Annotated in this window: 26 protein-coding genes; 10 read left to right on the top strand and 16 right to left on the bottom strand. The window is 66.3% G+C overall.

The window, feature by feature from the left end:
* Positions 1 to 11: 11 nt before the first annotated feature.
* From ASD34_RS21410 to ASD34_RS21390, 5 genes are all read right to left on the bottom strand, one after another.
* On the bottom strand, positions 12 to 830 hold the full coding sequence (locus ASD34_RS21410) for a TIGR02391 family protein (RefSeq protein WP_056581607.1): 819 nt from the start codon (positions 828 to 830) through the stop codon (positions 12 to 14).
* 17 nt (positions 831 to 847) lie between these two features.
* Complete coding sequence (locus tag ASD34_RS21405; RefSeq protein WP_056581602.1) at positions 848 to 1,783, bottom strand: hypothetical protein; 936 nt, start codon at positions 1,781 to 1,783, stop codon at positions 848 to 850.
* Positions 1,784 to 1,795: 12 nt separating this feature from the next.
* Positions 1,796 to 2,113, bottom strand: a complete 318-nt coding sequence (locus ASD34_RS21400; RefSeq protein ID WP_056581600.1) for a DNA-binding protein — start codon at positions 2,111 to 2,113, stop codon at positions 1,796 to 1,798.
* A complete protein-coding gene (locus ASD34_RS21395; protein WP_198149213.1) occupies positions 2,110 to 2,439 on the bottom strand; it encodes a type II toxin-antitoxin system RelE/ParE family toxin in 330 nt (109 codons plus the stop codon). The genes ASD34_RS21400 and ASD34_RS21395 overlap by 4 nt, the downstream gene beginning before the upstream one ends.
* 101 nt (positions 2,440 to 2,540) lie before the next feature.
* Positions 2,541 to 3,740: a tyrosine-type recombinase/integrase gene (locus ASD34_RS21390; protein ID WP_056581584.1), complete on the bottom strand. Its 1,200-nt coding sequence runs from the start codon at positions 3,738 to 3,740 to the stop codon at positions 2,541 to 2,543.
* Between the two features lie 259 nt (positions 3,741 to 3,999).
* Here ASD34_RS21390 and ASD34_RS21385 point away from each other — a divergent pair, with 259 nt between their 5' ends.
* Positions 4,000 to 4,638, top strand: a complete 639-nt coding sequence (locus ASD34_RS21385) for a DUF6806 family protein (RefSeq protein WP_056581581.1) — start codon at positions 4,000 to 4,002, stop codon at positions 4,636 to 4,638.
* 31 nt (positions 4,639 to 4,669) lie between these two features.
* Entirely contained in the window at positions 4,670 to 5,986 is a 1,317-nt protein-coding gene (locus tag ASD34_RS21380; protein WP_056582598.1) for an MFS transporter, read from the top strand.
* Between the two features lie 15 nt (positions 5,987 to 6,001).
* Here the strand turns inward: ASD34_RS21380 and ASD34_RS21375 are convergent, their stop codons facing one another.
* The 6 genes from ASD34_RS21375 to proV form a co-directional block, all read right to left on the bottom strand.
* Entirely contained in the window at positions 6,002 to 6,787 is a 786-nt protein-coding gene (locus ASD34_RS21375) for a hypothetical protein (RefSeq protein WP_056581578.1), read from the bottom strand.
* Positions 6,788 to 6,801: 14 nt separating this feature from the next.
* Positions 6,802 to 7,614, bottom strand: coding sequence for a glutamate racemase (gene murI / locus ASD34_RS21370; protein ID WP_056581574.1), 813 nt, complete (start codon positions 7,612 to 7,614; stop codon positions 6,802 to 6,804).
* Complete coding sequence (locus ASD34_RS21365) at positions 7,611 to 9,164, bottom strand: fumarate hydratase (RefSeq protein WP_056581571.1); 1,554 nt, start codon at positions 9,162 to 9,164, stop codon at positions 7,611 to 7,613. The genes murI and ASD34_RS21365 overlap by 4 nt, the downstream gene beginning before the upstream one ends.
* A 103-nt stretch (positions 9,165 to 9,267) precedes the next feature.
* The gene (proX, locus tag ASD34_RS21360; RefSeq protein WP_056581566.1) at positions 9,268 to 10,281 is read right to left on the bottom strand and encodes a glycine betaine/L-proline ABC transporter substrate-binding protein ProX; all 1,014 of its coding nucleotides are present in this window, start codon (positions 10,279 to 10,281) and stop codon (positions 9,268 to 9,270) included.
* A gap of 21 nt (positions 10,282 to 10,302) precedes the next feature.
* Positions 10,303 to 11,469, bottom strand: a complete 1,167-nt coding sequence (proW, locus tag ASD34_RS21355) for a glycine betaine/L-proline ABC transporter permease ProW (protein ID WP_056581563.1) — start codon at positions 11,467 to 11,469, stop codon at positions 10,303 to 10,305.
* A gap of 21 nt (positions 11,470 to 11,490) precedes the next feature.
* Complete coding sequence (gene proV / locus ASD34_RS21350; RefSeq protein ID WP_056581559.1) at positions 11,491 to 12,744, bottom strand: glycine betaine/L-proline ABC transporter ATP-binding protein ProV; 1,254 nt, start codon at positions 12,742 to 12,744, stop codon at positions 11,491 to 11,493.
* A gap of 558 nt (positions 12,745 to 13,302) precedes the next feature.
* Between proV and fumC the strand changes: the two genes are divergently transcribed.
* Positions 13,303 to 14,700, top strand: coding sequence for a class II fumarate hydratase (gene fumC, locus ASD34_RS21345; protein WP_056581556.1), 1,398 nt, complete (start codon positions 13,303 to 13,305; stop codon positions 14,698 to 14,700).
* A gap of 118 nt (positions 14,701 to 14,818) precedes the next feature.
* On the opposite strand, the gene ASD34_RS21340 is transcribed toward fumC, so the two are convergent.
* Entirely contained in the window at positions 14,819 to 15,436 is a 618-nt protein-coding gene (locus tag ASD34_RS21340; RefSeq protein ID WP_056581553.1) for an NAD(P)-dependent oxidoreductase, read from the bottom strand.
* A gap of 108 nt (positions 15,437 to 15,544) precedes the next feature.
* Here ASD34_RS21340 and ASD34_RS21335 point away from each other — a divergent pair, with 108 nt between their 5' ends.
* Positions 15,545 to 16,456, top strand: coding sequence for a LysR family transcriptional regulator (locus ASD34_RS21335; RefSeq protein ID WP_056581550.1), 912 nt, complete (start codon positions 15,545 to 15,547; stop codon positions 16,454 to 16,456).
* Here the strand turns inward: ASD34_RS21335 and ASD34_RS21330 are convergent.
* Positions 16,453 to 17,088: a YqhA family protein gene (locus ASD34_RS21330; protein WP_056581546.1), complete on the bottom strand. Its 636-nt coding sequence runs from the start codon at positions 17,086 to 17,088 to the stop codon at positions 16,453 to 16,455. The two genes, ASD34_RS21335 and ASD34_RS21330, sit on opposite strands and share 4 nt — an antisense overlap.
* A gap of 152 nt (positions 17,089 to 17,240) precedes the next feature.
* On the opposite strand from ASD34_RS21330, the gene acs reads away from it, so the two are divergent.
* Together acs and ASD34_RS21320 are read left to right on the top strand one after the other, a co-directional pair.
* On the top strand, positions 17,241 to 19,238 hold the full coding sequence (gene acs / locus ASD34_RS21325) for an acetate--CoA ligase (RefSeq protein WP_056581544.1): 1,998 nt from the start codon (positions 17,241 to 17,243) through the stop codon (positions 19,236 to 19,238).
* Positions 19,239 to 19,445: 207 nt separating this feature from the next.
* Entirely contained in the window at positions 19,446 to 19,946 is a 501-nt protein-coding gene (locus ASD34_RS21320; RefSeq protein WP_056581542.1) for a hypothetical protein, read from the top strand.
* 31 nt (positions 19,947 to 19,977) lie between these two features.
* On the opposite strand, the gene ASD34_RS21315 is transcribed toward ASD34_RS21320, so the two are convergent.
* Positions 19,978 to 20,283, bottom strand: a complete 306-nt coding sequence (locus ASD34_RS21315; protein ID WP_056581540.1) for a c-type cytochrome — start codon at positions 20,281 to 20,283, stop codon at positions 19,978 to 19,980.
* A gap of 106 nt (positions 20,284 to 20,389) precedes the next feature.
* Here ASD34_RS21315 and ASD34_RS21310 point away from each other — a divergent pair, with 106 nt between their 5' ends.
* Together ASD34_RS21310 and ASD34_RS21305 are read left to right on the top strand one after the other, a co-directional pair.
* Positions 20,390 to 20,647 carry a TIGR04438 family Trp-rich protein gene (locus ASD34_RS21310; protein WP_056581538.1) on the top strand — a complete coding sequence of 86 codons (258 nt, stop codon included), beginning with the start codon at positions 20,390 to 20,392 and terminating at the stop codon, positions 20,645 to 20,647.
* A gap of 46 nt (positions 20,648 to 20,693) precedes the next feature.
* Positions 20,694 to 21,512: a DUF3592 domain-containing protein gene (locus ASD34_RS21305; RefSeq protein WP_056581531.1), complete on the top strand. Its 819-nt coding sequence runs from the start codon at positions 20,694 to 20,696 to the stop codon at positions 21,510 to 21,512.
* 9 nt (positions 21,513 to 21,521) lie between these two features.
* On the opposite strand, the gene ilvD is transcribed toward ASD34_RS21305, so the two are convergent.
* Positions 21,522 to 23,216: a dihydroxy-acid dehydratase gene (ilvD, locus tag ASD34_RS21300; RefSeq protein ID WP_056581530.1), complete on the bottom strand. Its 1,695-nt coding sequence runs from the start codon at positions 23,214 to 23,216 to the stop codon at positions 21,522 to 21,524.
* A 107-nt stretch (positions 23,217 to 23,323) separates the two neighbouring features.
* Between ilvD and ASD34_RS21295 the strand changes: the two genes are divergently transcribed.
* The gene (locus ASD34_RS21295; protein WP_056581529.1) at positions 23,324 to 24,265 is read left to right on the top strand and encodes a LysR family transcriptional regulator; all 942 of its coding nucleotides are present in this window, start codon (positions 23,324 to 23,326) and stop codon (positions 24,263 to 24,265) included.
* 4 nt (positions 24,266 to 24,269) lie between these two features.
* On the opposite strand, the gene ASD34_RS21290 is transcribed toward ASD34_RS21295, so the two are convergent.
* Complete coding sequence (locus ASD34_RS21290; protein WP_056581528.1) at positions 24,270 to 25,211, bottom strand: LysR family transcriptional regulator; 942 nt, start codon at positions 25,209 to 25,211, stop codon at positions 24,270 to 24,272.
* 139 nt (positions 25,212 to 25,350) lie between these two features.
* On the opposite strand from ASD34_RS21290, the gene ASD34_RS21285 reads away from it, so the two are divergent.
* A complete protein-coding gene (locus ASD34_RS21285; protein WP_056581521.1) occupies positions 25,351 to 26,124 on the top strand; it encodes an SDR family oxidoreductase in 774 nt (257 codons plus the stop codon).
* Positions 26,125 to 26,145: the final 21 nt, after the last annotated feature.

Genomic DNA, 26,145 nt, shown 5'->3' with positions numbered 1-26,145 from the left:
CGTTGCGACGCCTACGAAAAGGACACTGCCGCTTTCTGCACGCCATCCAGTTTTCTATGGATCAGTGAAACCAGCGTCAAGATGTCGAGCGCATCCTGCTCAGACATAGGCCAATTCGTCTTCGGGGCATGGGCCAAGGGATTGCGCACGGCGCCGAACAGACCGATTAGCAAGTTCGCAAATCCTCTCTGCTCGCTCTTTTCGGACTCGGTGCTCAGTGGTCCCAAGACCAAGATTGGCTGCTGACCCGCGAACGCCTTGTTCACCAAGTCGGCACCATCGCCGGTCAACCCCGACAGTATGCGAATTCGCTCGGCGACACCCTTGCTCGCCTCGAAGACCGCATGAAAATAGTTCTCGTCCAACAGCTCGGCTCGGCAGTAATTCAAGACCTCCGCATGGACGACTCTGCTTTCCAGCGCCGCCTTGAGACGTCCAGCGCGTGCGCGGGCTGCATCCAACGTCGTCGCCTTGTCGGCATATCCCACCTTGCCATCGTCGCGAACATAGAAGCCAGAGAACGCCAGCACGACATTGAGTTCATCCCGCAGCCAAGCAAATGTTCCAGGATCGCGCACGTAGTTCACCGGGTTCATTGCGCGGTTGATGAACATAATCAGATGGTTGCCTCGCTGATGCTTGTTCTGCAACTCGGCGAGCGCGTTGAACAACCGCTTCCACTTCGTCATGCCCGGCGATGGGTCGATCACTTCCATCTCTTGCAGCAGCCTCCCAATCTGTGTGCCACTCAAGCCGCGCTCGGTGTCTGCAAGCACACGGCAGGCAGCTTCAAGATGCTGAGAACTGAACAGGTCAATTTGCGCCGCCATTGCCGACCTCTCCGCGTTTAGCGGACGACAACATCGAACGGTGCATGCACCGAGCGAAAGGTAGCGAGGATGCGGTCACGGGCGCAATCCAGTTCGTCCGCTACACGAGAACTGAGCATGTAGGTGGGGCAGTCCGCCTTGCCGCATTCACAATGCCGGATCTCGCCTTCTCGGAGGCGAGAGACGAAGATGCGGCGCAGTTCATCGACTTGACGCACAACCTGGGCCAGCACCTTGCGAACACGCTGATCTCTGATGTGATGGATCGATGGAATGCGCCGAATTTCGGTGCCTTCACGTGTTCTCCACGCTCCGGTGTTGAGTGCTCGAATGGTGTCCTCAACAGCTTGCTGGAAGGCGGGTAGCGAACTTTCCTGTTGAAAAGGTGTGCGAAAAGCAGGCCGGTCGAATACGGCAGCCATCAAACCCAGCGCCTCGGCGTCGGATAAGCCAGGGAAGTCATCAACGAATTTTCGGATCTCAGCTTCGGCTTCGGGGAACTCGACTCCCTGGACGAAGCGGTGCAAGAGGTATTCGCCACGCAAACGCAGGTTCTCCTCGAACTCGACGCTCGACCAGATCGTCACATGCGCTACGCCAAGTGCAGCAGCGCTATCGCTGATCCGTGTTCTGCTGGCGTCAGAGACTGCACCACGACAGATGAATTTGAAAGCATCTGGCGTACCGCCAGTAGCCTCGACAGCCTTCTCCATATCGGTTCGGGCTTTCGCCAGGGTCAGCATGTCACGATTAGCGCACTGGATAATCGTCTTGCGCGAAGGTCGATCGTCAAACTCCTCGATTCCGAAGATGTCTCGTCCCTGGTCGCTACCCGATTGGCCGTGCCAGATCAGGTCGCGCCAGCCGGTACGAACGTGATAAGCAAAAGCAAGGCGCTCAAATTGAACGCCGCTGTAGTCTTCAAAGTGAATCGGATGAACGATGCTTGCCATAGGCATCGAACATCAAGCCGCGTGCGCCGAGGGCGCAGAAGCCAGCGGCTGCACAGCCAAGCGTAGGCCCATCGTCTTGAGGATGGCGGTCAAGCTGTTCAGGGCGGGATTGCCCTTCGGCGACAACGTGCGGTAAAGCTGCGTCGGGTTAAGGTGAGCCTGTTCGGCCACCGCCTGCACGCCGCCGACTGTCTGCGCAAGCTGGCGCAGCACGGTCATCAGTTCGGCTTGGTCGCCATCGGCCAGGATGTTGTTGATGACTTCAAGTGCGAGCGCCGGATCGTTGCGGTACAGCTCGGCCATCGCCTCGTCATGGGATTTGCCTCTCATTCGTCGATTCTCCGTTGCCAGTCCTGCCAATAGCCCACCGCCCGGTCAATGTCCGCATCCTGGGTGCGCTTGTCGCCACCACACAGCAGCAGCACCAACCGTTGCCCCGCTAGGCCGTAATAAACCCGATAGCCAGGCCCCGCGTCGATGCGCAGCTCCCACACGCCATCTCGGCAAAACTTGTGGTCGCCGAAGTTGCCTTGCTCGATACGGGCCACGCGGCGGATGACCGCCACCTTGGCTTGTGCATCACGCAAGCGCCGCAGCCAGTCGGTGTAGAGATCCTTCTGTACGTCGGCCGAGAGGTAGTGCTCGATTCGGTACATTGTTATTTTCGTTTATAGACGAATGGAAGTCAAGGAGAAGGGGCGAGCCCGCGTCCACATTTCCGAGACACTGTCTCGGATTTCCCGGGTGGGCCTCCTTCTCATGCTTCGACCTCCGCCTGGCGTTGCGCACCCGTGATCGTCTTGCGCCGGGCCGCCACTAGTTCGGCCGCTTGCCGCACCGGATCGTCCTCGGTATGGACGTAGCGCATGAACATCGCCGCGGTCTTGTGCGCTGTCAGCGCCATGCCGACCTTTAGGGGAACGCCCGAATTGGCAATGTCGGTCGCCGAGCGGTGGCGGATACCGTGAGTGCCGACCTTCGGCACACCGGCACGGTCAAGGATGCGCCGCCACGCCTGATAGTAGGTGTGGGTGCTGAGGGGCTTGCTGTGGTCGAGGATCGCCGGGCAGACATAGGGCGAATCGCCGTAGCGAGGAGCATTGGTCAGCCGCCGGCGGGCTTCCTCACTCAAGGGCTTGGACATATCGCCGGTCTTGCTGTCCGGCCAGACCACCCGGCCGTTGGGTAGGTCGAGCCAATCCCACTGCAAGAGCAGGACTTCCGACATGCGTGCGGCGAACTCGAATTGCAGCCGGACTGCCAGCAGGTGGGTGGGATGCTCCAAGCCTTCGGCCTCGGCCTTCTCCAGATAGGTGAACAGCTTGGTCATCTGGTCGTCGGTGATGAGCCGGGTCGAACCCTTTTCCGGGTACTTGGGGACGTGGCGGCACGGGTTGGAGCCATCGGGCCGGTAGCCCCACAGCTCGGCCAGGTTGAACATCTTGCGGACGAGCGACAGCACCCGGTTAGCCTGGGTGGGCGACTTCTCCATGCGCTTCATCAGCGCGGTGATGTCGTGGCGTGTGACCTCGTGAACCTTCTTGCTGCCGAAGGCCGGGATGACGAAGCTGTCGATCTGGTACTGGTAGCCGGCCTGTGTGCTGGGCTTGTTGTGCGGCTTGGAGTGGTCGTCCATGAACCGGCCGCACAGCTCCTTGACCGTCGGCGCCTTGCGGGATTCGGCCTTGTCGAGTCCGGGATCGCCCCCGCGCCGGACTTCGGCCAGCCAGTCTTGCGCAAGCAATCGCGCCTGTTCGACCGTCAGTTCGCCGAACTGGCCGATTGCCGGCTTGCGCCGCACGCCGGAGTTCGTGCGGTACTGAACCATGAAGACCTTGCGGCCCGTTGGTGTAATCTTGCACAAGAAGCCCGGAACGAGCGTATCCCGGAGTTCCACGTCGCAGGTTTGAGCCTGCGATGTGTCAACGACGGACTTGGTGAGTTTGACCTTCGCCATGAGGTGCTCCTGAAAGGCCCCGATTCCAGGGGCCGGCTAGGAGCCAGGCGGAGGGGAACCGGGGCGGTTTGCATCGCGCACCGGGATATGATCGAAGGCACTGGCCTCGGGGAAAACCTGCTGCAGCAAGCCTCATCCAAGCCCATCCTTAGTCCGGTGCGGATGCCATGCTCAGGCTTAAAATCCGCCGCTTCCTTAATCGGGGCATACGGGTTCGACCCCCGTTCCGGGTACCACCATATTTACAAGGGAGTATTTGATGCCTCGCTACAACGCTCCATTTGAGATCCATGTGCACGGCGACGTGCCGCTGCGCGCGGACACGAGCTTCGAGCAAATCCAGGAGGCGCTGAAGCCGCTCTGGAAATACGCGGGCGCCAAATCGCTGGCCGATGGTGCCACCAGCACCTACGAAGAAGAACCCGGCATCCGCTTCGAGCAAAAGGATCACACGCTGCAGATCTGCTGGACCGTGCCGGGCGACGAAGACTTCCGCCAGGCGCTCGACGAAATGTGCATGGCGCTGAACGAACTCTCCGAGCGCGGCGCTGCCATTGAAGTCACCTTCTACGACACCGATTTCGATGAAGAAGAGGGCGACCCCGACGAAGAGTCGCGCGACGACTTCATGATGCTGTTCGTGGGCCCCAACCCGGCGGCGATCATGCAGGTGCAGCGCGACCTCTTGGTCGAAGACGTGGTCAACCTCATGGAACGCCACTTCGACGGCGCCGAGCTGGGTGGCGTGGTCGCCGAGATTGATCGCCTCTTCAGCGACCGTTTCGACGCGCTCGTGAACTCGCTCGAAATCGGCAAGCGCCCGCGCGGTGCCGGTGGCGCGGGCGGCGGCAGTGGTGGTGGTCACGGTGGTGGCCGCCGTCCGCGCCACCTGCACTGACCCTTCGGCTTTCCGCCCGGCGCCAGGCCGCATGGCCCTGTTCCCAGCCTCCGCGTTGCGCCCTGGCGTGCGCAAGCGCGAGGTGTTTGGGTGGGCGATGTACGACTTCGCGAACTCGGGCTACACCACGGTCGTGATCACGGCGGTGTTCGCCGCGTATTTCGTCGGTGGCATCGCCAAGGGCGCACCGTGGGCCACCTTCGCGTGGACCGCGGCCCTCAGTACCTCGTATGCCATCGTGATGTTCACGATGCCCGCCATCGGCGCCTGGGCCGACCTGCGCGCGGCCAAGAAGCGCGTGCTGATGATGACAACGACGGGCTGCGTGCTCGCCACCGCGGCACTGGCGCTCACGCCCAGTTTTGCGGGCGGTGCGATGGGCGTCGCGCTCGCCATGGTGCTGGTGATCGTTTCCAACGCGTTCTATTCCTACGGCGAGTCGCTGACGGGCGCCTTCCTGCCCGAACTCGCGACGGCTGAAGGCATGGGCAAGGTGAGCGGCTGGGGCTGGGCCTTCGGTTATGTCGGCGGCATGCTGGCGCTGGGGCTCTGCCTGGCCTATGTGCTCTGGTCGCAGGCGCGCGGGTTGCCAGCGGCGCACTTCGTGCCGGTCACGATGCTGATCACGGCGGCGATCTACGGCGTGGCCGCCTGCGCGACGTTCGTACTGTTGCCTGAGCGTGCCGTGCCGCAGGCCAGCCGTGGCCAAGACAGCGCCTGGAAGCAGCTGCGTGCCACATTCCTGCAGGCCCGCGCCTACCGCGACTTCATGTGGCTGCTGGCCTGCACCGTCTGCTACCAGGGCGGCGTCGCGGTGGCGATCACGCTGGCGGCGATCTATGCGGAGCAGGTGATCGGCTTCGTCGCGAGCGAGACGATGGTGCTGATCTTCGTGCTCAACCTGGCGGCCGCGCTCGGGGCCTTCGGCTTCGGTTATGTGCAGGACCGCGTCGGCCACAAGCTGTCGCTGGCTGCCACGTTGCTGGCGTGGATTGCGGTGTGCGTGATCGCCGCATGGGTGACGACCAAGGGCGGCTTCTGGTGGGCCGCCGCCATTGCGGGGCTGGCGATGGGCTCGAGCCAGTCGGCCGGGCGCGCGATGACGGGCTACCTCGCGCCGCCGCAGCAGCTGGCCGAGTTCTTCGGCCTCTGGACCTTCGCCACGCGCCTGGCCAGCATCATCGGCCCGTTGAGCTTCGGTGCGATCACTTGGGCCACGGGCGGCAACCAGCGCATTGCAATCCTCTCGACGGCGGTGCTGTTCATCGGCGGGTTGTTGCTGCTGCTGCCGACCGACATGCAGCGCGGCCGCAAAGCCGCGCTGCAGGACAAGGCTGCTGCGCGATAGCGGCGCGCCAGCGCCTCAGGGCACCTGCTGCAGTGACTTGGGCACCTTGTAGCGCTCGCCGTCGTAACGCAGCGTCACGGTGTTGAACTTGGCGGGCAGCGCTTTCTCGACGCAGCCCTGGTCGTCCTGTTCCTGCGCACGGCTTTGCACCAGCGTGCGCGACAGCTGCAGGTCGGCAAAGCCGTTGCTCGTGGGGCGCGCGACCGACAGCATGGTGCGCAGCTTCTCGAAATGACCGGTGCAGGTGGTGTCCCAGCCGCCGTTGTCGTGGTCGAGCTCGATCTCCTGCAGCACCTGCTGCAGCTTGTTGCCGCGCTGCACGTACAGGCGCACGGTCTCGCTGGCCTGCGGGCCCGAGGTCGGGCTGTTGCCGCGATAGCGCACGCGCAGGCCGAAGGCGCGTGTGTCGGGCGACAGCACGTAGCGCGAGGTGTCGACGCGGATCTCCTGGATCGCGGTGGTGGCGTCTTCGTCGAGCGCCTCGGGCACGAAGATCCGCCCGATCACGGTGTCGCGGTCGGTGTTGCCGTTGTCGGGCCGCTGGATCAGCAGCAGCGCGAGGTCGAAGACCTTGGCGCCCTTGTCCGTGGTCTCGCGCGGCATGGGCAACACGACGATGCTGCGGCCGGGGAACGCCGGCCAGACCTTGCACGCGGCCAGCCGTTCGTCTAGCGGCTGCTTCGGATAGAGCTTGGCGTGCATGCGCTCGGCCAACCCGCTTTCGCAGGCGGCATGGCCCAGGCCGGCGGCCGATGCCAGGCCCAGGAGCAGTGCATGACGCAGGAAGAAAAGGGCACGCATTGCCAATCGCGAGGTCAGGCGGCGTTTTCCGCAGACACCGCGGCGCCTTGCGTGCGCGAGGGAAGCCAGCGCGCGGCGGCTGCTTCGAGCACCGCCAGGACGCCGCTGCTCTCAAGCACCAGCCCGCCTTCGCTGCTGTCATCTGCCAGCCGGCCGAGCGACGCCAGCACGCGGCGCGTCTGTTGCGCGACCGGCGCGCCGGTGTCGATGAAGCGCAGCGTCGACGGTGCGTGGCGCTGCAGTTCGTCTTTCACGAGCGGGTAGTGCGTGCAGCCGAGCACCACGGTGTCGACCTCGCCCGAGCCATTGCCAAAGGGGCCGGCTTCCGCCATGTAGCGGGCGCACAGCGCGGCGATGGTGGGGTTGTCGAAGCCTTCAATGGCCTTCACCAGGCCGTCGCACGGCACGGGCCGCACGGTGGCCGAGGCTGCAAAGGAATCGCGCAAGGCCGCGTACCGGGCGCTGGCCAGCGTGCCGCGCGTGGCCAGCACCGCGATGTGTCCCGTAAGGCTCGTCGCCACGGCGGGCTTGAGCGCCGGCTCCAGGCCCACGATGGGCAGGGCAGGGAATTCGGCGCGCAGCACATGGATCGCCGCCGTGGTGGCCGTGTTGCAGGCCACCACCAGCGCCTTGATGTCGTGCGCGCGCAGCAGGTGTTCGACCACCTGGCGCGAGTGCGCGATGACGTAGGCGTCGCCGCGCTCGCCGTACGGCGCGTTCGCGGTGTCGGCGAAGTAGACGAAGCGTTCCGTCGGCAGCTCGGCCTGCAGCGCGGCGAGCGTGCTCAGCCCCCCGACGCCGCTGTCGAACACGCCGACCGGGTTCAAGCGACTTCCAGCGGAATGGTCTTGAACTCGCCGCTGGCAATGCGCTTTTGCCACTCGGCCGGGCCGGTGATGTGCGCGCTGGTGCCGCCGGCATCGACCGCCACGGTCACGGGCATGTCGACCACGTCGAATTCGTAGATGGCTTCCATGCCCAGGTCCGCAAACCCCACGACCTTGGCGGTCTTGATGGCCTTGCTCACGAGGTAGGCGGCGCCGCCCACGGCCATGAGGTAGGCGCTCTTGTGCTTCTTGATGGCCTCGATGGCGACCGGGCCGCGCTCGGCCTTGCCGATCATGGCGATCAGGCCGGTTTCGGCCAGCATCATCTCGGTGAAGCCGTCCATGCGCGTGGCGGTGGTCGGGCCGGCCGGGCCCACGGCTTCGTTGCCGACCGGATCGACCGGGCCGACGTAGTAGATGACGCGGTTGGTGAAGTCGACCGGCAGCTTCTCGCCCTTGGCCAGCATGTCCTGGATGCGCTTGTGCGCGGCGTCGCGGCCGGTGAGCATCTTGCCGTTCAGCAGGATCGTGTCGCCGGGCTTCCAGCTGGCCACTTCGGCGGGCGTGAGCTTGTTCAGGTCGACGCGCTTGCTCTTCTTTTCGTCGGGGGCCCAGTTCACGTCGGGCCACAGGTCCAGCGACGGCGGATCGAGGTAGACCGGGCCGCTGCCGTCCATCACGAAGTGCGCGTGGCGCGTGGCCGCGCAGTTGGGAATCATCGCCACGGGCTTGCTGGCCGCGTGCGTGGGGTACATCTGGATCTTGACGTCGAGCACGGTGGCCAGGCCGCCCAGGCCCTGCGCGCCGATGCCCAGGGCATTGACCTTCTCGAACAGTTCGAGGCGCAGCGCCTCGACCTTGGTGAGCTCGGCGCCCGAGGCGGCCTTGGCCTGCAGCTCGTGCATGTCCAGGTCGTCCATCAGGCTTTCCTTGGCCATCAGCGCGGCCTTCTCGGCAGTGCCGCCGATGCCGATGCCCAGCATGCCCGGCGGGCACCAGCCGGCGCCCATGGTGGGCACGGTCTTGAGCACCCAGTCGACCACGCTGTCGCCGGGGTTCAGCATCACGAGCTTGCTCTTGTTCTCGCTGCCGCCGCCCTTGGCCGCGACCGTCACCTCGACGGTGTTGCCCGGAACGATCTCGGTGAAGATCACTGCGGGCGTGTTGTCCTTGGTGTTCTTGCGATCGAACTGCGGGTCGCCCACGACCGAGGCGCGCAGGGTGTTGTCGGGGTGGTTGTAGCCGCGGCGCACGCCTTCGTTGATGGCGTCGTCCAGCGAGCCGGTGAAGCCGCCCCAGCGCACGTCCATGCCCACCTTGAGGAACACGTTGACGATGCCGGTGTCCTGGCAGATCGGGCGGTGGCCCGTGGCGCTCATCTTGCTGTTGGTCAGGATCTGGGCAATGGCGTCCTTGGCGGCGGGACTCTGCTCGCGCTCGTAGGCCTTGGCCAGGTGGGCAATGTAGTCCGCGGGGTGGTAGTAGCTGATGTACTGGAGCGCGGCGCTGATCGATTCGATCAGGTCGGCCTGCTGGATCGTGGTCGTCATGGTGGGGAGTCTTCTTGGAGGGGGAACGCCCTCGATTATCTCAGCCACCAATACCGCAGGCCGGCGCCGGGCGAAAGGGCGCCGGCGCGGGTGTGCGTCGGTGCTACCGGGCGGCCGCGTCGCGCGCCTGCGCAATCCACCCATCGAAGGTGGCCTGGTGCACGCGAATCCAGCCGTCGGTGTGGCGCTGCACGTCCTGCATGCTGTTCGCGCCTTCGCTCATGCGCAGGTTCTGCGCGTTGATGTCGGCGATCGGCAGCTTCATCACCTCGAACAGGCGGCCGGCGGCGGGGTTCTTCTCGACGAAGGCGCGGTTGGCGACGATGCGCTGCTGGTTGGCCAGGAAGCCGTAGTTGCGGCCGTTGGGCAGGCGGGTGTCCGCCTGTTCGCCTGCCTGCGCGGACGAGAACGGCACCTGCAGCCAGACCACGTCGGCGCCCGGTCGCAGCACGGCGCTGACCCAGTACGGCGTCCAGGTGTAGTAGAGGATCGGCTTGTCCTGCTTGAAGCGCGCGATGGTGTCGGCCATGAGCGCGGCGTAGCTGCCCTGCTTGTGGGTCACGCTGTCGCGCAGCTGGTAGGCGCTCAGGTGGCTTTCGATGGCCAGCTCGCAGCCCCAGCCGGGGTTGCAGCCGGTGAGGTCGGCCTTGCCGTCGCCGTCGGCATCGAACAGCCGGGCGATCGCCGGGTCCTTGAGCTGCGCGAGGTTGGTGATGTTGTACTGCTCGGCGGTCTTGCGGTCGATCAGGTAGCCCTGCACTGCGCCGTCGGAGTACGTGCCCTGGCGCCACAGCTTGGCGTCGCCGCCGCTGTTCTTGTAGAAGTCGGCGTGCAGCAGGCTCCAGTGGTTGGCCATGAAGGTGGCGTCGCCGTTGGCAATGGCCAGGTGCTCGGTGGCGGGCTCCAGGTCTTTCATGGGCTCGACCGTGTAACCGAGCTTTTCGAGCGCGCGCATCACCAGCAACGTCTGGAAGGCTTCCTCGGCGAGCGAGCTTTTCAGCGGTTGCACCGTGACGCCCTGGCCGGGCAGGTCGGTGGCGGCCTGTGCGGTCGCACCGAAGGCGACGAAGCCCAGTGCCAGGAGGCCGCGGGCGAAGAAGAGGCGTGGGGTCTTCATGCGTGATGTCCTCCGTGATCGTTATGGGGCTTGCGTGGAAAGGGCGGGCACGGCGTCGTCGGCGTGCGGCTGGCCGCGTGAGGGCGTACCCACGAGGCGCTGCAGCGTGCGCAGTGCGAGACCCGCCGGGCCCGTGTACCACCAGCGGTGGCCGGCGCTGCGGCGCGACTTGCCCATGGCCTGCGTCAGGCGGTCCAGCGTGATCGCCAGCAGCACGATGCCCAGGCCGCCGACGGTGGCCAGTCCCATGTCGAGCCGGCCAATGCCGCGCAGCACCATCTGGCCCAGGCCGCCCACGGCGATCATCGAGGCGATCACCACCATCGACAGCGACAGCATCAGCGCCTGGTTGATGCCCGCCATGATCGACGGCATGGCCAGCGGCAGCTTCACCTTCACGAGCATCTGCCAGGGCGAGGCGCCGTAGGCGCGCGCGGCCTCGATGAGGTCGGGGCGCACCTGGCGCAGGCCGAGGTTGGTCAGGCGCACCAGCGGGGCGAGCGCGAAGACGATGGTCACGATCACGCCCGGCACGTTGCCGATGCCGAACAGCATCACCACCGGCACGAGGTACACGAAGGCCGGCGTGGTCTGCATCGCGTCGAGCACCGGGCGCATCACACGCTGGGCCCGGTCGCTGCTGGCCAGCAGCACGCCCAGCGGCAGACCGATGACCATGCAGAACACCAGCGAGGTCAGCACCAGCGACAGCGTGACCATGGCTTCGGGCCAGATGCCCAGCACGGTCACCAGCATCAGCGACACGACGGTGCCGATGGCCAGCGCGCGGCCGGCGAACTGCCAGGCGAGCAGGCCGATGAGCGCGATCATCGGCAGCGCGGGCAGGGCGGTGAGCAGGCCCTGCACCGAGTTGAGCGTGCTGTCGATGGGCAGGCGCACGGTCTGGAAGAAGGGGCGGAAGTGCTCGACCACCCAGCCCAGGCCCTGGTTGATCCAGCCCTCGACGGGCAGCGACCCGTCCCACAGGCGGTGCAGCGCAAAGCCGTGGGTGGCGGTGTCGCCCTGACCGACGACGGCGTTCGCCGGTGCGTCAAGCCAGGCGCTGGCGGTCGCGGTGTCGGGCGCGGCCGAGAGCGCCTGCCACGGATCGAGGGCAATGGGCGTGTCTGCAACGGGTGCGTCCATCAGGGGCGCGTTCAGGTCGGAAGGCAATGTGGTGTCGTTCATCGTTCAAGGTCCTTCGTGGATTCAGTGCGGCTCAGCGGCGAGTGCGGGGGCGGCGTGCGGCGAGACGGGTTCGATCGGCGGTGTGTCGCGGTCGAGGAACCGCAGCAATGTCGTCTTGCTGATCGCGCCGCAGAAGCGGCCATCGCTGGCCACGACGGGCAGCGCGCACGGCGCCTGCGCGAGCTGGCCGATCAGGCCCGCCACGGGCGCTTCGGCGTCGATGCGCGGCAGGTCTTCAAGGAAGGCCGGCTGCAGGCCGAGCGGGCCCGAATGCCCGTCGAGCGCGCCGCGCAGCGTGTCGGCCGACACCACACCCAGGAAGCGCTTGGTCGGGCTCGTCACGTAGGCGAAGTCGCGGTCCTGGTCTTCGAGCAGCTTGAGCGCCGCGCGTGCGCCGCGCTCGGGGTGCTCGCACACCACGGTGAGCGATTTGCGCGCGATGTCGGCCGCCTTGAACACCGCCGCCGCGTCCACGCCGCGCACGAAGCTGCGCACGTAGTCGTCGGCCGGGGTGCGCAGGATCTCGTCGGGTGTGCCGACCTGGATCACGTGACCGTCCTTCATGATCGCGATGCGGTCGCCGATGCGCATGGCTTCGTCGAGGTCGTGCGAGATGAAGACGATGGTGCGCCGCTGCACCTGCTGCAGCCGCAGCAGCTCCGACTGCATCTCGGTGCGGATGATCGGGTCGAGCGCCGAGAAGGCCTCGTCCATCAGCAGGATCGACGGGTCGGATGCCAGCGCGCGCGCCAGGCCCACGCGCTGTTGCATGCCGCCCGAGAGCTCGTCGGGATAGCTGTCGCCCCAGCCCGAAAGGCCCACCTGCGCGAGCGCAAGGTCGGCCTGCGCGAGGCGGTCCTTCTTGCGTGTACCCGACAGCTCCAGGCCGAAGGCGGTGTTCTCGCGCACCGTCATGTGCGGCATCAGCGCGAATGACTGGAACACCATGCTGATGTCCTTGCGGCGCAGTGCGCGCAGCTTGCTGTCGGAGTGTTCGTTGATGTCGGCGCCATCGATCACGATGCGCCCGGCGGTCGGCTCGATGAGCCGGTTCAACAGGCGCACCAGCGTCGACTTGCCCGAGCCCGACAGGCCCATGATCACGAAGATCTCGCCGGCCTGGATCTCGAAGGTGGCATCGAACACGCCGATCGACTGGCCCGTCTGCGCCAGGATTTCCTTTTTCGAAAAACCTTGGCGGACCAGTTCGAGGGCTTGCTCGGGCGAATCGCCGAACACCTTGAAGACATGGTCGATGAGAATTCCTTTGGCCATATGCCGGGGCTCCTTGAGTGAAGGGTGGACACAGCACCGCCCCGGAGGGCGGCAACGGCCACGCCATCAGCCCGATGAGGGAACTGCCCGACAGCGCGCATGAAGATTGCGCATGCGCATGCAATGGCCCGGCGAGCCCCGAGGGCTGCCGACAGGCACTGAAGACGACTTGGCGACGAAACCAGTGCCCGCCGGATGCTTCATACGCAGACAACGGGCCTGGTCGAGGGGCGCCGCCTGGATGAGCGTGACGTGGCAATGGGGCCGGAAAAAGATCCGGCCGGTTTGCCGGGCTGGGCCCGGCGTGGAGGGCCTTGCACCGCGACGGGATTCGCTGATCCGCGAGTAGTGCAAGGGTGACCAACATGACTTGTTGGTCGTCGGAAGCCCATGATTATAACTTTTTGGCATGACGTGAGTCAACCCATGGGCATATCGTGGCTGTGGGACGCGGGTGAAGGGCCTCGTCAGATGCGAGCTATTCTTATTGCGCCGATACTCGGCATCGCGCTCGGTGAGCGGGCGCACTCACCCAAGACTGCGGAGCTTTTTTTTCTCATGACGACTTCTCCCAAGACCCGTGCCGAGCGCGACACCTTCGGCCCTATCGACGTGCCGGCCGACAAGCTGTGGGGCGCGCAGACACAGCGCTCGCTGCAGAACTTCGACATCTCCGGCGAGCAGCAGCCGCGCGAGATCATCAAGGCGCTGGCGCAGGTGAAGCGCGCGTCGGCGGTCGTCAACCACGCGCTGGGCCTGCAGGACGAGAAGAAGACCCACGCCATCGTGGCTGCGGCCGACGAAGTCATCGCCGGCAAGCACCCGGGCGAGTTCCCGCTCGTGGTCTGGCAGACCGGCTCGGGCACGCAGAGCAACATGAACGTCAACGAGGTGCTGGCCAACCGCGCGAGCGAAATCCTCGGCGGCGAGCGCGGGGAAGGGCGCCTGGTGCACCCGAACGACGACGTGAACCGCAGCCAGTCGAGCAACGACGTGTTCCCCACCGCCATGCACGTGGCCGCCGTGGAAGCCATCACGCACAAGCTGCTGCCCGCCATCGCCAAGCTGCGCGGCACGCTGGCCAAGAAGGCCGAAGACTTCGCCGACATCGTGAAGATCGGCCGCACCCACCTGCAGGACGCGACGCCGCTCACGCTGGGCCAGGAGTTCTCGGGCTACGTGGCGCAGCTCGCGCATGGCGAGGCGCATGTGCGCGCCGCGCTGCCGCACCTGTGCGAACTGGCGCTGGGCGGCACGGCCGTCGGCACCGGGCTCAATGCACCCAAGGGCTACGCGGAGCAGGTCGCCGCCGAACTCGCGAAGCTCACGGGCCTGCCGTTCATCACCGCGCCGAACAAGTTCGAAGCCATGGCCAGCGTCGATGCGCTGGTGCATGCCCACGGTGCGCTCAAGACGCTCGCCGCCAGCATGAACAAGATCGCCAACGACGTGCGCTGGCTCGCCAGCGGCCCGCGCAGCGGCATCGGTGAGCTGAGCATTCCCGAGAACGAACCCGGCTCGTCGATCATGCCGGGCAAGGTCAATCCGACGCAGAGCGAGGCCGTGACGATGCTGGCCGCGCAGGTGTTCGGCAACGACGTGGCCATCAACATCGGCGGCGCCTCGGGCAACTTCGAGCTCAACGTGTTCCGCCCGATGGTGGCGCACAACTTCCTGCAGAGCGTGCGCCTCTTGGCCGACGGCATGGTGAGCTTCAACGACCATTGCGCGGTGGGCATCGAGCCGAACCGCGAGCGCATCACCGAGCTGGTGCAGCGCTCGCTGATGCTGGTGACGGCGCTGAACACGCACATCGGCTACGACAAGTCGGCCTCCATCGCGAAGAAGGCGCACAAGGAAGGCACGAGCCTGCGCGAGGCGGCGATTGCGTCGGGGCACCTGACGGCCGAGCAGTTCGATGCGTGGGTGGTGCCGGAGAACATGACGGGCCGTTGAGTTTCGGGCGTCGGATTGTTCGTGGGGGCCGCCGCGCGCGGCCGCCCGAAGCGGCCGGCCCGCCCCCGGTATGGGGTTGGCGAAGCGACACGAAGTGCGCGCAGCCTGGGGGCGAGTCTCAATACCCGATCGTGTAGCGCTGGCGCGAGTGCGCGGGCTTTTCGAGCTCGTCGATGAGCGCGATCGCGTAGTCCTCGAAGGTGATCCAGCTGCGGCCCTCGGCGCTCACCAGCAGGTCGTCCTTGCCGAGGCGGAACTTGCCGGTGCGCTCGCCTTCGACGAATTCTGCGGAGGGCGACAGGAAGGTCCAGTCGAGCTCCTTCTCGTTGCGCAGCGCATCGAGGAACACGCCGCCGGCCGTGGCTTCGGCGCGGTAGGCATCGGGGAAGTTCGGCGTGTCGATCACCTTCAGGCCGGGCGCCGCGAACAGGCTGCCGGCACCGCCGACCACCAGCAGGCGCTTCACGCCCGCGCGCTTGACGGGCTCGATGACGGCTGCGGGCGGCACGGTGGCGAAATGCGCGGCGCTGAACACGGCGTCATGCCTGGCCACGGCCTTTTCGAGGGCGGCGCCGTCGAGCACGTCGAGGTCGATGGCCCTCACGTTGGCACGGCCTGCCAGCTTGGCGCTGGCGTGGCGGGCGATGGCCGTCACGGTGTGGCCGCGACGCAGGGCTTCTTCGAGAAGGCGGCCGCCGGCGCGACCGGTGGCGCCGAGGATGGCGATGTGGCTCATGAGGGACTCCAGTCAAGAGGTTGAGAAGGGGATGAATCGCATCTTAGGTTTCTGGTTTCGAAAGAAATACCTCGAAATCTGCGCTTCTTTATTCCTAAAATCGTTCGAATGGATCGATTGAATGCAATGCGGGTGTTCGTCACCGTGGTGGACGCGGGCAGCCTCTCGGCCGCGGCCGACAAGCTCGACCTGTCGCGCCCGGTGGTCACGCGCTACGTGGCCGAGCTGGAGCAATGGACCGGCGCACGCCTGCTGCACCGCACGACGCGCCGCCTGAGCCTCACGGCGGCGGGCGAGGAATTGCTGCCGCGCTGCCGCCAGGTGCTCGAACTCGCGGGCGACATGCAGGCCGCGGTGCGCCACCCGGCCGAGGCACCGAGCGGGCAGTTGCGCATCACCGCCAGCACCTCGTTCGCGCAGGCGCAGCTGGCCGGCGCGGTGGCCGACTATGTGCGGCGCTATCCGGGCGTGGCGGTCGACCTGGTGCTGCTCGACCGCGCGGTGAACCTGGTGGACGAACGCATCGACCTTGCCATTCGCGTGTCGGCCGAGATCGATCCGAACCTCATCGCGCGCCGGCTCTCGGTGTGCCGCTCGGTGGTCTGCGCAACGCCGGCCTACCTGAAGGCGCACGGCCAGCCGCAGCGCGTGGAAGAGCTGGCGCAGCGCAACTGCCTCACGCATTCGTATTTCGGCCGCAGCCTCTGGAATTTCACGCGCAAGGCCGACGGCCAGCCGGTCTCGGTGGCGGTGGCCGGCAACCTCTCGACCAACGACGCGGCCAGCCTGATGGCGCTGGCGCGGGCCGGGGCGGGCATCGCGATGCTGCCTACCTATCTCACGTCGGGGTTGTTGCAATCGGGCGAGCTGGTGTCGCTCTTTCCCGATCACGAGCCGCAGGTGCTGGGGGTGTATGCGGTGTACGCCTCGCGCAAGCACATGCCGTCTGCGCTGCGCACCTTGCTCGATTTCCTGGCCGAGCGCTTCACCGAAGTGCCGGCCTGGGATACGCCCTCTTAATGGCGTGTGTTGGCGGCGGCCGCCTCGTTCATCAGCTTGTCGGTGTAGGCGATGGCCATGGCCGAGAACAGGAATGCGATGTGGATCACGGTCTGCGCGATCAGCACCTTGTCGGTGTAGTTGTCCGCGTTGATGAAGGTCTTGAGCAGGTGGATCGAGCTGATGCCGATGATGGCGGTGGCCAGCTTCACCTTGAGCACCGAGGCGTTCACGTGGCTCAGCCACTCGGGCTGATCCTGGTGGCCTTCGAGGTCCATGCGGCTCACGAAGGTCTCGTAGCCGCCCACGATCACCATGATCAGCAGGTTGGAGATCATCACCACGTCGATCAGCGCCAGCACCACCAGCATGATCACCGTCTCGTTGAGCGCGCCGACGGGTGCGGTGGTCTTGTAACCGATGCTCGCGATGAGGGCCTGCAGCGCGTCCTTGTTGCCGAAGGCGGCTTCCACCAGGTGCAGCAACTCGACCAGGAAGTGCACCACGTACACGCCCTGGGCCACGATCAGCCCCAGGTACAGCGGCAACTGCAGCCAGCGGCTGGCGAAGATGAGCCGGGGCAGGGGCTTCAGCGGGGAAGTGCGCGCTGGTACGGGTGCGTTCCGGGCGTCGAAAGGATCGGGGGCGGACATGAAGTAAGAAGACAGGTGTAAAAAAGTCGGGCGATTCTAGAGGTCTCCCAGTGACGCACTCGTGATAACCCTGCGAACTAACATCGACCCCGTCAGTGGCCCGTAAGTGCGTGCCCCGACATTACGGCCGCATTCAATCAGGAGACAAGAGCATGAGCAGCGCATCGAAGAACATTGAATCCGTCCTGGTCGAGAACCGCGTGTTCCCGCCCGACGCCCGCGCCACCGAAGGCGCCCGCATTGCCGGCATGGCCGCCTACGAGGCGCTGTGCAAGGAAGCCGAGCAGGACTTCGAAGGCTTCTGGACCCGCCTGGCCAAGGACAACCTCCAGTGGACCAAGCCCTTCACCCGCACCCTGGATGAATCGAAGGCGCCGTTCTACGAATGGTTCGGCGACGGTGAGCTCAATGCCAGCGCCAACTGCCTGGACAAGCACATCGGCACCCCCGTCGAGAACAAGACCGCCATCGTCTTCGAAGCCGACGACGGCGCCGTCACCCGCGTCACCTACAAGGAACTGCTGGCCCGCGTGAGCCAGTTCGCCAATGCACTGAAAGCGCAGGGCATCCGCAAGGGCGACCGCGTCATCATCTACATGCCGATGACCATCGAAGGCGTGGTCGCCATGCAGGCCTGCGCGCGCATCGGCGCCACCCACAGCGTGGTGTTCGGCGGCTTCTCGGCCAAGGCACTGCAGGAACGCATCATCGACGCGGGCGCCGTGGCCGTCATCACCGCCAACTACCAGCTGCGCGGTGGCAAGGAACTGCCGCTGAAGGCCATCGTGGACGACGGCATTGCGCTGGGCGGCTGCGACACGCTCAAGACCGTGCTCGTGTACGAGCGCACGCCCAGCGCGTGGAACCGCGTCGAGGGCCGCGACAAGACCTTCACCGAAGCGCTGGCCGGACAGAGCACCGAGTGCGCGCCTGTGCCGGTCAATGCCGAGCACCCGCTGTTCATCCTCTACACCTCGGGCTCCACCGGCAAGCCCAAGGGCGTGCAGCACGCCACCGGCGGCTACCTGCTGTGGGCCAAGCTCACGATGGACTGGACCTTCGACATCCGCGCCGAAGACATGTTCTGGTGCACCGCCGACATCGGCTGGATCACCGGCCACACCTACGTCGCCTACGGCCCGCTCGCGGCTGGCGCCACGCAGGTCGTGTTCGAAGGCATCCCGACATTCCCGCATGCGGGGCGCTTCTGGGAAATGATCCAGAAGCACAAGGTCAGCGTGTTCTACACCGCGCCCACCGCGATCCGTTCGCTCATCAAGGCGGCCGAAGGCGACGAAAAAGTGCACCCGAAGAACTGGGACCTGACCAGCCTGCGCATCCTCGGCTCGGTCGGCGAGCCGATCAACCCCGAAGCGTGGATGTGGTACCACCGGAACATCGGCGGCGAGCGCTGCCCGATCGTTGACACCTTCTGGCAGACCGAAACGGGCGGCCACGTCATCACGCCGCTGCCGGGCGCCACGCCGCTGGTGCCGGGCTCGTGCACCTTGCCGCTGCCGGGCATCATGGCCGCGATCGTCGACGAGACGGGGAAAGACCTGCCCAACGGCGCGGGCGGCATGCTGGTCATCAAGCGGCCCTGGCCCTCGATGATCCGCACCATCTGGAACGACCCCGAGCGCTTCAAGAAGAGCTACTTCCCCGAAGAGATGGGCGGCACCATCTACCTGGCCGGCGACGGCGCGGTGCGCAGTGCCGACCGCGGCTACTTCCGCATCACGGGCCGTATCGACGACGTGCTCAACGTGTCGGGCCACCGATTGGGCACGATGGAGATCGAATCGGCGCTGGTGTCCAAGACCGATCTCGTGGCCGAAGCCGCGGTGGTGGGCCGACCCGACGACGTGACGGGCGAGGCCGTGTGCGCCTTCGTCGTGCTCAAGCGCTCGCGCCCGACCGGCGAGGAGGCCAAGCAGATCGCCAACGAACTGCGTGCGTGGGTCGCCAAGGAAATCGGCCCCATCGCCAAGCCCAAGGACATCCGCTTCGGCGACAACCTTCCCAAGACGCGCAGCGGCAAGATCATGCGGCGCCTGCTGCGCAGCATCGCCAAGGGCGAGGCGATCACGCAGGACACGTCGACGCTCGAAAATCCGGCGATCCTCGATCAGTTGTCCGAGACGAACTGACGAACTGCACCCGGGATTGGCCGGGGCCGGCCATTCCGGAACAGTTGTCACGAACCTGCTGAGCACAGGTGTAGGACATGGCCGTTTGTGCGGTCATGTCCGCCGAACTGGCCTCCGGGCTGAGGTACAACCGGTGTCATCGCCGCGTCATGCTGTGCGCGCGGCCGTTGTTGTCACCGTGTTCGATCTTTTGCAAGGAGGCGCCACATGGGCGTGAGATCCGCTTTTCTGTTTGTCATCGTGCTGCTCATCGCGGGGCTTGCTGCGCTGAACTGGGGCACGCTGTCGGCACCCACCGACGTGTCGCTCGGCTTCATGAGCGTGTCGGCGCCGCTGGGGCTGATCATGCTGGGGCTCACGGCCGTGCTCGCGGCTTTCTTCCTCGTGTACGTGCTGTATCTGCACAGCTCGGTGCTGCTGGAGACCAAGCGCCACACGAAGGAAATGCAGACCCAGCGCGACCTCGCCGACAAGGCCGAGGCCTCGCGTTTCACCGAACTGCGCAACTTCCTGGAAGCGCAGGAGAAGCAACACATGTCGCACAACGCCGACCGGCACGCGGCGCTGCTGGCGCGCATGGAACAGCTGGAAAGCGCGGTCAAGCTGCGTTCGGACCAGACCGACAACACGGTGGCCGCGCACATCGGGCAGCTCGAGGACCGCATCGAACGCCGTCCGCTGCCCACGGACATCAACCCGAGCATCTGAGCGGGCGCGCCGCGCGCTTCGTTTCTTCTTCTTACTTCGTCGACAACACCCAGGCCGCGAGCTTCTTCGCATCGGCTTCGCTGACCTGGTTGTTGGCCGGCATCGGCACCGGGCCCCACACGCCCGAGCCGCCCTTGATGATCTTGGTGGCCAGCGCGTTGGCTGCGTTCTTGTCGTCCTTGTACTTGGCCGCGATGTCCTTGAACGACGGCCCGAGCACCTTGCGTTCGACCGCATGGCAGCTCATGCAGTTCTTCGACGTGGCGAGGGCCAGGTCGGCAAAGGCGGGCGCCGCGAGGCCGAGACCCAGGGCTGCCATCAACATCGTTCTTTTCATGGGGCTGTTTTCGTAAGGGCTGAGTTACATTCGATTCAACGCGATTGTAGGTAGCGCGGTGCACACGCACCGGCGGCGATACCGACCAACTCTGAGGGGATTCGCGATGTGGTTTCTGCTCTTGGGCCTGCTTGGTGTGGCCTTCAAATATTTCGAAGTGGGCATGGTCGCCGGCTGGAGCTGGTGGATCGTGCTGAGCCCGTTCGCGCTCGCCCTGGCATGGTGGGCCTGGGCCGATTCGTCGGGCTATACCAAGCGCAAGGTCATCGAACGCGAAGAGGCGCGCAAGCAGGCGCGCATCGACCGCCAGAAGGCCAACATGGGCCTGCGCACCAGCAACGGGCAACAGCGCCCGCGCCGCTGACCCCACGGCTGCGTCACCTGCGCCGCATGCCGACCGGACGCGCGCCATGGACGACGAAGCCGCCACCCACGCCTTGCTCGTCTTCGGGCTGTCGCTGCTGGTCGGGCCGGCCGTCGGCGCGCTGGTCGGGCGTTTCAAGACCTTCTTCTGGGGCGCAGGCATTGGCGCCTTGCTGATCGGCTGCGCCGGCCTGTACGGCGCGGTTTCGGTGGGCTGGCAGCGCTACCAGTCGATCGCGGGCACGGCTCCCACGCAAGGCAGCCTGGTCGAGTTCGTGGAAGAGCGCAGCAAGGACAGCAAGGGCTACGTCACCACCACGCGCGCGCCCGTCGTCGAATACACGGCCGCCGACGGCCAGAAGCGCCGCGTGAAAGGGCTCGGTGGCAGCCTGTCCGAGAAAGAGTGGGGCGATGCGGTCGAGGTGCGCTACAGCACCGCCAACCCGGCCCAGGCGCTGGTCGCCGACTTCCAGAACATGTGGGGCATCGTGTGGGGGCTCGGCCTCTTCGGCGGCTTTCCGACGATGTTCGGGCTGTTCTTCACCGGCATGGCGCTCAAGGAAGGCCGCAAGGGTCGGCCGGCGCCGGTGCGCGAGCCGACGCCCACGCAGAAGAAATGGCGCACGCGCGGCACGGTGCTGGCGAACCTGGTGTTCCTGGCCGGCTTCGCGCTGGTGTTTCTCTATCCCGACGACAGTGCGATGAAGCAGTTCGGTGCGGGTTTTCTCACCATCGGCACGGGGGCGCTGCTGCACTTCGTGGTGCAGAGCTTTCCCCCGGCGATGGACTTCGAAGCCCGGGCCATCTTCGCGATCGTAGGTTCAGGCTTTATCGCCTTCGGCTACGGCGCGTGGATGATGGGCTGATGCCGTGTCTCAGAACTTGTCGAGCACCGCCCCCGAGCTCGCGCTCGAGGCGTTGTACGCGAACTTGGCCTGCACGCCGCGCGTGTAGCGCGGGGCCGGGGCCTTCCAGCCTTCGCGGCGCTTGGCGAGCTCCGCTTCGGGCACATTGAGTTCGAGCACCAGCTTGTGCGCGTCGATGGTGATCGAGTCGCCTTCGTTGACGAACGCGATCGTGCCGCCCGCTGCCGCTTCGGGCGCAACGTGGCCCACCACCATGCCCCAGGTGCCACCCGAAAAGCGGCCGTCGGTGATGAGGCCGACGCTTTCGCCGAGGCCCGCACCGATCAGCGCACCCGTGGGCGCCAGCATTTCCGGCATGCCCGGGCCGCCCTTGGGGCCGAGGTAGCGCAGCACCATCACGTCGCCGGCCTTGATCTTGCCGTCCAGGATGGCCTTGAGCGCCGACTGCTCGTCGTCGAACACGCGGGCCGGGCCGGTGATGACCGGGTTCTTCAGGCCGGTGATCTTGGCGACCGCGCCTTCGGGCGACAGGTTGCCCTTCAGGATGGCCAGGTGGCCTTCGTCGTACATCGGCTTGTCGATCGGGCGGATCACGTCCTGGTCGGCGCGCGGCACGTCGGGCACGTCTTTCAGCACTTCGGCGATGGTCTGGCCGGTGATGGTGATGCAGTCGCCGTGCAGCAGGCCCGCGTTCAGCAGCACCTTCATCACTTGCGGGATGCCGCCGGCCTGGTGCAGGTCGACCGCGAGGTACTTGCCCGAGGGCTTCAGGTCGCAGATCACGGGCACTTTCTTGCGGATGCGCTCGAAGTCGTCGATCGACCATTCGACGCCCGCCGTGTGCGCGATGGCCAGGAAATGCAGCACCGCGTTGGTCGAGCCGCCGGTGGCCATGATCACGGCCACGGCGTTCTCGATGGCCTTCTTGGTCACGATGTCGCGCGGCTTCAGGTCCTTCTTGATGGCCTCGATCAGCACCTTGGCCGATTCCTTGGCCGAGTTGGCCTTTTCGTCGTGCGGGTTCGCCATGGTCGACGAGTAGGGCAGCGAGATGCCCAGCGCCTCGAACGCGCTCGACATCGTGTTGGCCGTGTACATGCCGCCGCACGAGCCGGTGCCGGGAATGGCGCGCTTCTCGATCTCGTGCAGGTCTTCGTCGCTCATGTTGCCGGCGGCGTTCTGGCCCACGGCTTCGAACACGCTCACGATGTTCAGGTCCTGACCCTTGTAGCGGCCCGGCAGGATGGTGCCGCCGTAGACGTAGATGGCGGGCACGTTGGCGCGCAGCATGCCCATGAGGCCGCCGGGCATGTTCTTGTCGCAGCCACCGACCACCAGCACGCCGTCCATCCACTGGCCGCCGACGCAGGTCTCGATGCAGTCGGAGATGACCTCGCGACTCACCAGCGAGTACTTCATGCCCTCGGTGCCCATGGCCATGCCGTCGGAGATGGTGGGCGTGCCGAACACCTGGGCGTTGCCGCCTGCTTCCTCGATGCCCGCGATGGCCGCGTCGGCCAGCTTCTGCAGGCCCGAGTTGCAGGGCGTGATGGTGCTGTGGCCGTTGGCGACGCCGACCATCGGCTTCTTGAAGTCGCTCTCTTCGTAGCCCATGGCATAGAACATCGAGCGGTTGGGGGCGCGGCTCTTGCCTTCGACGATGTTGGCGCTGCGGCGGTTGATCTGGATCGGCTTGGTGTCCATGGTGTCTCTTCTGTCGTGGGGAGATCGTGAGGGGGAAGCGTCAAGTATCGGACTTCTGATTGATTGGTTCCAATCCAATTTGAAGCGTGGATTGATATGCTTGGCCTATGAATGATGCCCTCATCGACCTGCGCGCTTGGCGCCAGTTCGTGGCCGTGGCCGAGGAACTGCACTTCGGCCGCGCCGCCCAGCGGCTGCACATGACGCAGCCGCCGGTCACGCAAGCCATCGCCCAGCTCGAGAAAACGCTGGGTGTGGTGCTGTTCGACCGCACGCGCCGCCGCGTGGCCCTCACGCCGGCGGGCGAGGCGCTGCTGCCCGACGTGCGCGAGCTGCTGGCGCGCGCCCAGGCGCTTCCGGCGCGGGCGCGCGCGGCCGCGGCGGGGCAGGTGGGGCGCGTGCGCATCGCCTTCGTCTCGACGGTCGGGTTCGAGCAGCTGCCGGCCTGGGTGCGCGAATTCCGCGTACTGTGCCCCGAGGTGGCGCTGGAATTGGTCGAAGCCACCGGCGACGTGCAGCTCGAAGCCTTCGCGCGCGACGAGATCGATGCGGGCCTGATGCTGCATTCGCCGGGCGCCGCACCGCCGGGGCTGGCCTGCCTGCCGGTCGAGGTGGAGCCGCTGGTGCTCGCGCTGCCCGCGCAGCACCGGCTGGCCGGGGCGTGGCCGGTGCCGCTGGCCGACGTTCTGGACGAGCCGCTGGTGATCTTTCCACGCCGCATCGTGCCCTCGCTGCACGACGCGATCTTTGGCCTCTACCACGCGGCCGGACGCACGCCGCAGGTGGCACAGGAGGCGATCCAGATGCAGACCATCGTCAACCTCGTGTCGGGCGGCATCGGCGCGGCCTGGGTGCCGCACAGCGTGATGCAGTTCCGGCGCGCGGGCGTGGTCTACCGGCAGGTCCACGAGTTCAAGGGCGTGGGCCGCCGCCGCGTGACGCTGCCGGTCTGCGAGACCAGCCTCGTGTGGCCCGCTCAGGCGTCGCATCCGGCGCTGGCGCGCTTCGTGGCCTTCGTGCGCGAGCGGGCGGGGCGCGTGCCGGCCTGAAGACTCAGGGGCCGCGCGACGCCCGGCCAGCGGGTGAGGGAGGGGGCGCATCGAGCGAGGTGGTCAACACCGTGTCGAGCCAGCCGGCGAAAGCCTGCACGCGCCGCGACAGGTTGCGCCGGTGCGGAACCACGAGGTGCACCGGCAGCGGCTCGGCGCGCGCGTCGGGCAGCACCTCGACCAGCTCGCCTGCTGCCAGGTGCGCGCGCACGTCGTAAGCGGGAATCTGGATCAGCCCCAAGCCGGCCAGCGCACACGCGATGTAGGTCTCGGCATTGTTCGCCGTCACCCGGCTGTACATGCGCAGCGTCAGGGTTTCGCCGTCGCGCTGCCATTCCCACGGCGCGGCGCGGCCGCTGGTCGGCGAGGCGTAGTTCACAGCGATGTGTTCCGGTAGATCCGCCGGCGTGCGCGGCGTGCCGTGGCGCGCGAGGTACGCGGGGCTGGCGCAGTTGATGAGCGTGAAGTGCCCCAGCGGTCGCGCCACCAGGCTGCTGCTGGCCAAGGGTCCGACGCGCAAGGCGCAATCGATGCCTTCGAGCACCAGGTCGACGGCGCGGTCGCTCGACCCCAACTCGAGCTCGACGGCCGCAAAGCGCGTGAAGAAATCGGGCAGCGCCGGTGCGATGAGCAGCCGCGCGATGCGGCTTGGCACATCGACCTTGAGCCGCCCGCTCACAGGGCTGTGCGCCGGCAAAAACTGCTGCTCGATGTCCTCCATGTCGGCGACGAGCGCGCGGGCGCGCTCCAGCAGCGCTTCGCCGTCGGGCGTGAGGCCGACGCGTCGCGTGGTCCGGTGCAGGAGGCGCGAGCCCAGCCGCGCTTCGAGCTGCTGCACCGCCGTGGAAATGGCGGCGCGCGGCAGCACGAGGCGGTCGGCCGCGCGGGTGAAGCTGCCGGTCTCGGCCACGCTGAGGAAAACCTTGAGCAGGTCGATGCGGTCCATGGCGGGAGTGGCTGTATTGCCTCGATTGTTTGTGATTTTTTGAACAGTCTAGAGCCATCCGGTCGCTTTATCTTGGTAGTTCCCATCAATAGACTGAGGCTTCCCGTCACACATCCACCCTTTTCACAGGAATCCATCCATGTCCGCACGCACGCTCACGAACAAGGTCGCCGTCATCGCCGGCGGTGGCAAGAACCTCGGTGCCCTCATCGCCCATCTGCTGGTCGACGGCGGCGCCCGCGGCATCGCCATCCACTACAACAGCGACAGCTCGCGCGCCGAGGCCGAGCAGACCGCCGCCGCGCTGAAGGCCAAGGGCGCCGATACGCTGCTGGTGCAGGGCGACCTCGCGGTGGTCGAGAACAACGTGACCCTGTTCGACCAGGCCGTGAAGCACTTCGGACAGGTCGACCTGGCGATCAACACGGCGGGCGTGGTGATCAAGAAGCCGATCCTCGACACCACCGAGGCCGACTACGACAAGAGCTTCGACGCCAATGCCAAGGCGGCCTTTTTCTTCATCCAGCAGGCCGGCCGCACGCTCGCCGACGGCGGCAGCATCGTGACGCTGGTGAGCTCGCTGCTCGCGGCCTACACGCCGTTCTATGCGATCTACCCAGGGGCCAAGGCGGCGGTCGAGCACTTCACGCGTGCAGCCTCCAAGGAGTTCGGCGAACGCGGCATTTCGGTGAATGCGATCGGCCCGGGCCCGATGGACACGCCGTTCTTCTACGGCCAGGAAAGCCCCGAGGCCGTGGCGTACCACAGCAGCGCCGCCGCGCTCAGCAAGTACTCGAAGAAGGGGCTCACGGACATCGAGGACATCGCGCCCATCGTGCGCTTCCTGGTCACCGAGGGCTGGTGGATCACGGGCCAGACGATCTTCGCCAACGGCGGCTACACCACGCGCTGATCCGGCCCCATCCGGCACGAT

Origin of the sequence: Variovorax sp. Root473 (assembly GCF_001426505.1) — a bacterium.
Classification (GTDB): Bacteria; Pseudomonadota; Gammaproteobacteria; order Burkholderiales; family Burkholderiaceae_C; genus Variovorax.
This window is presented reverse-complemented; position numbering and strand designations above follow the sequence as displayed.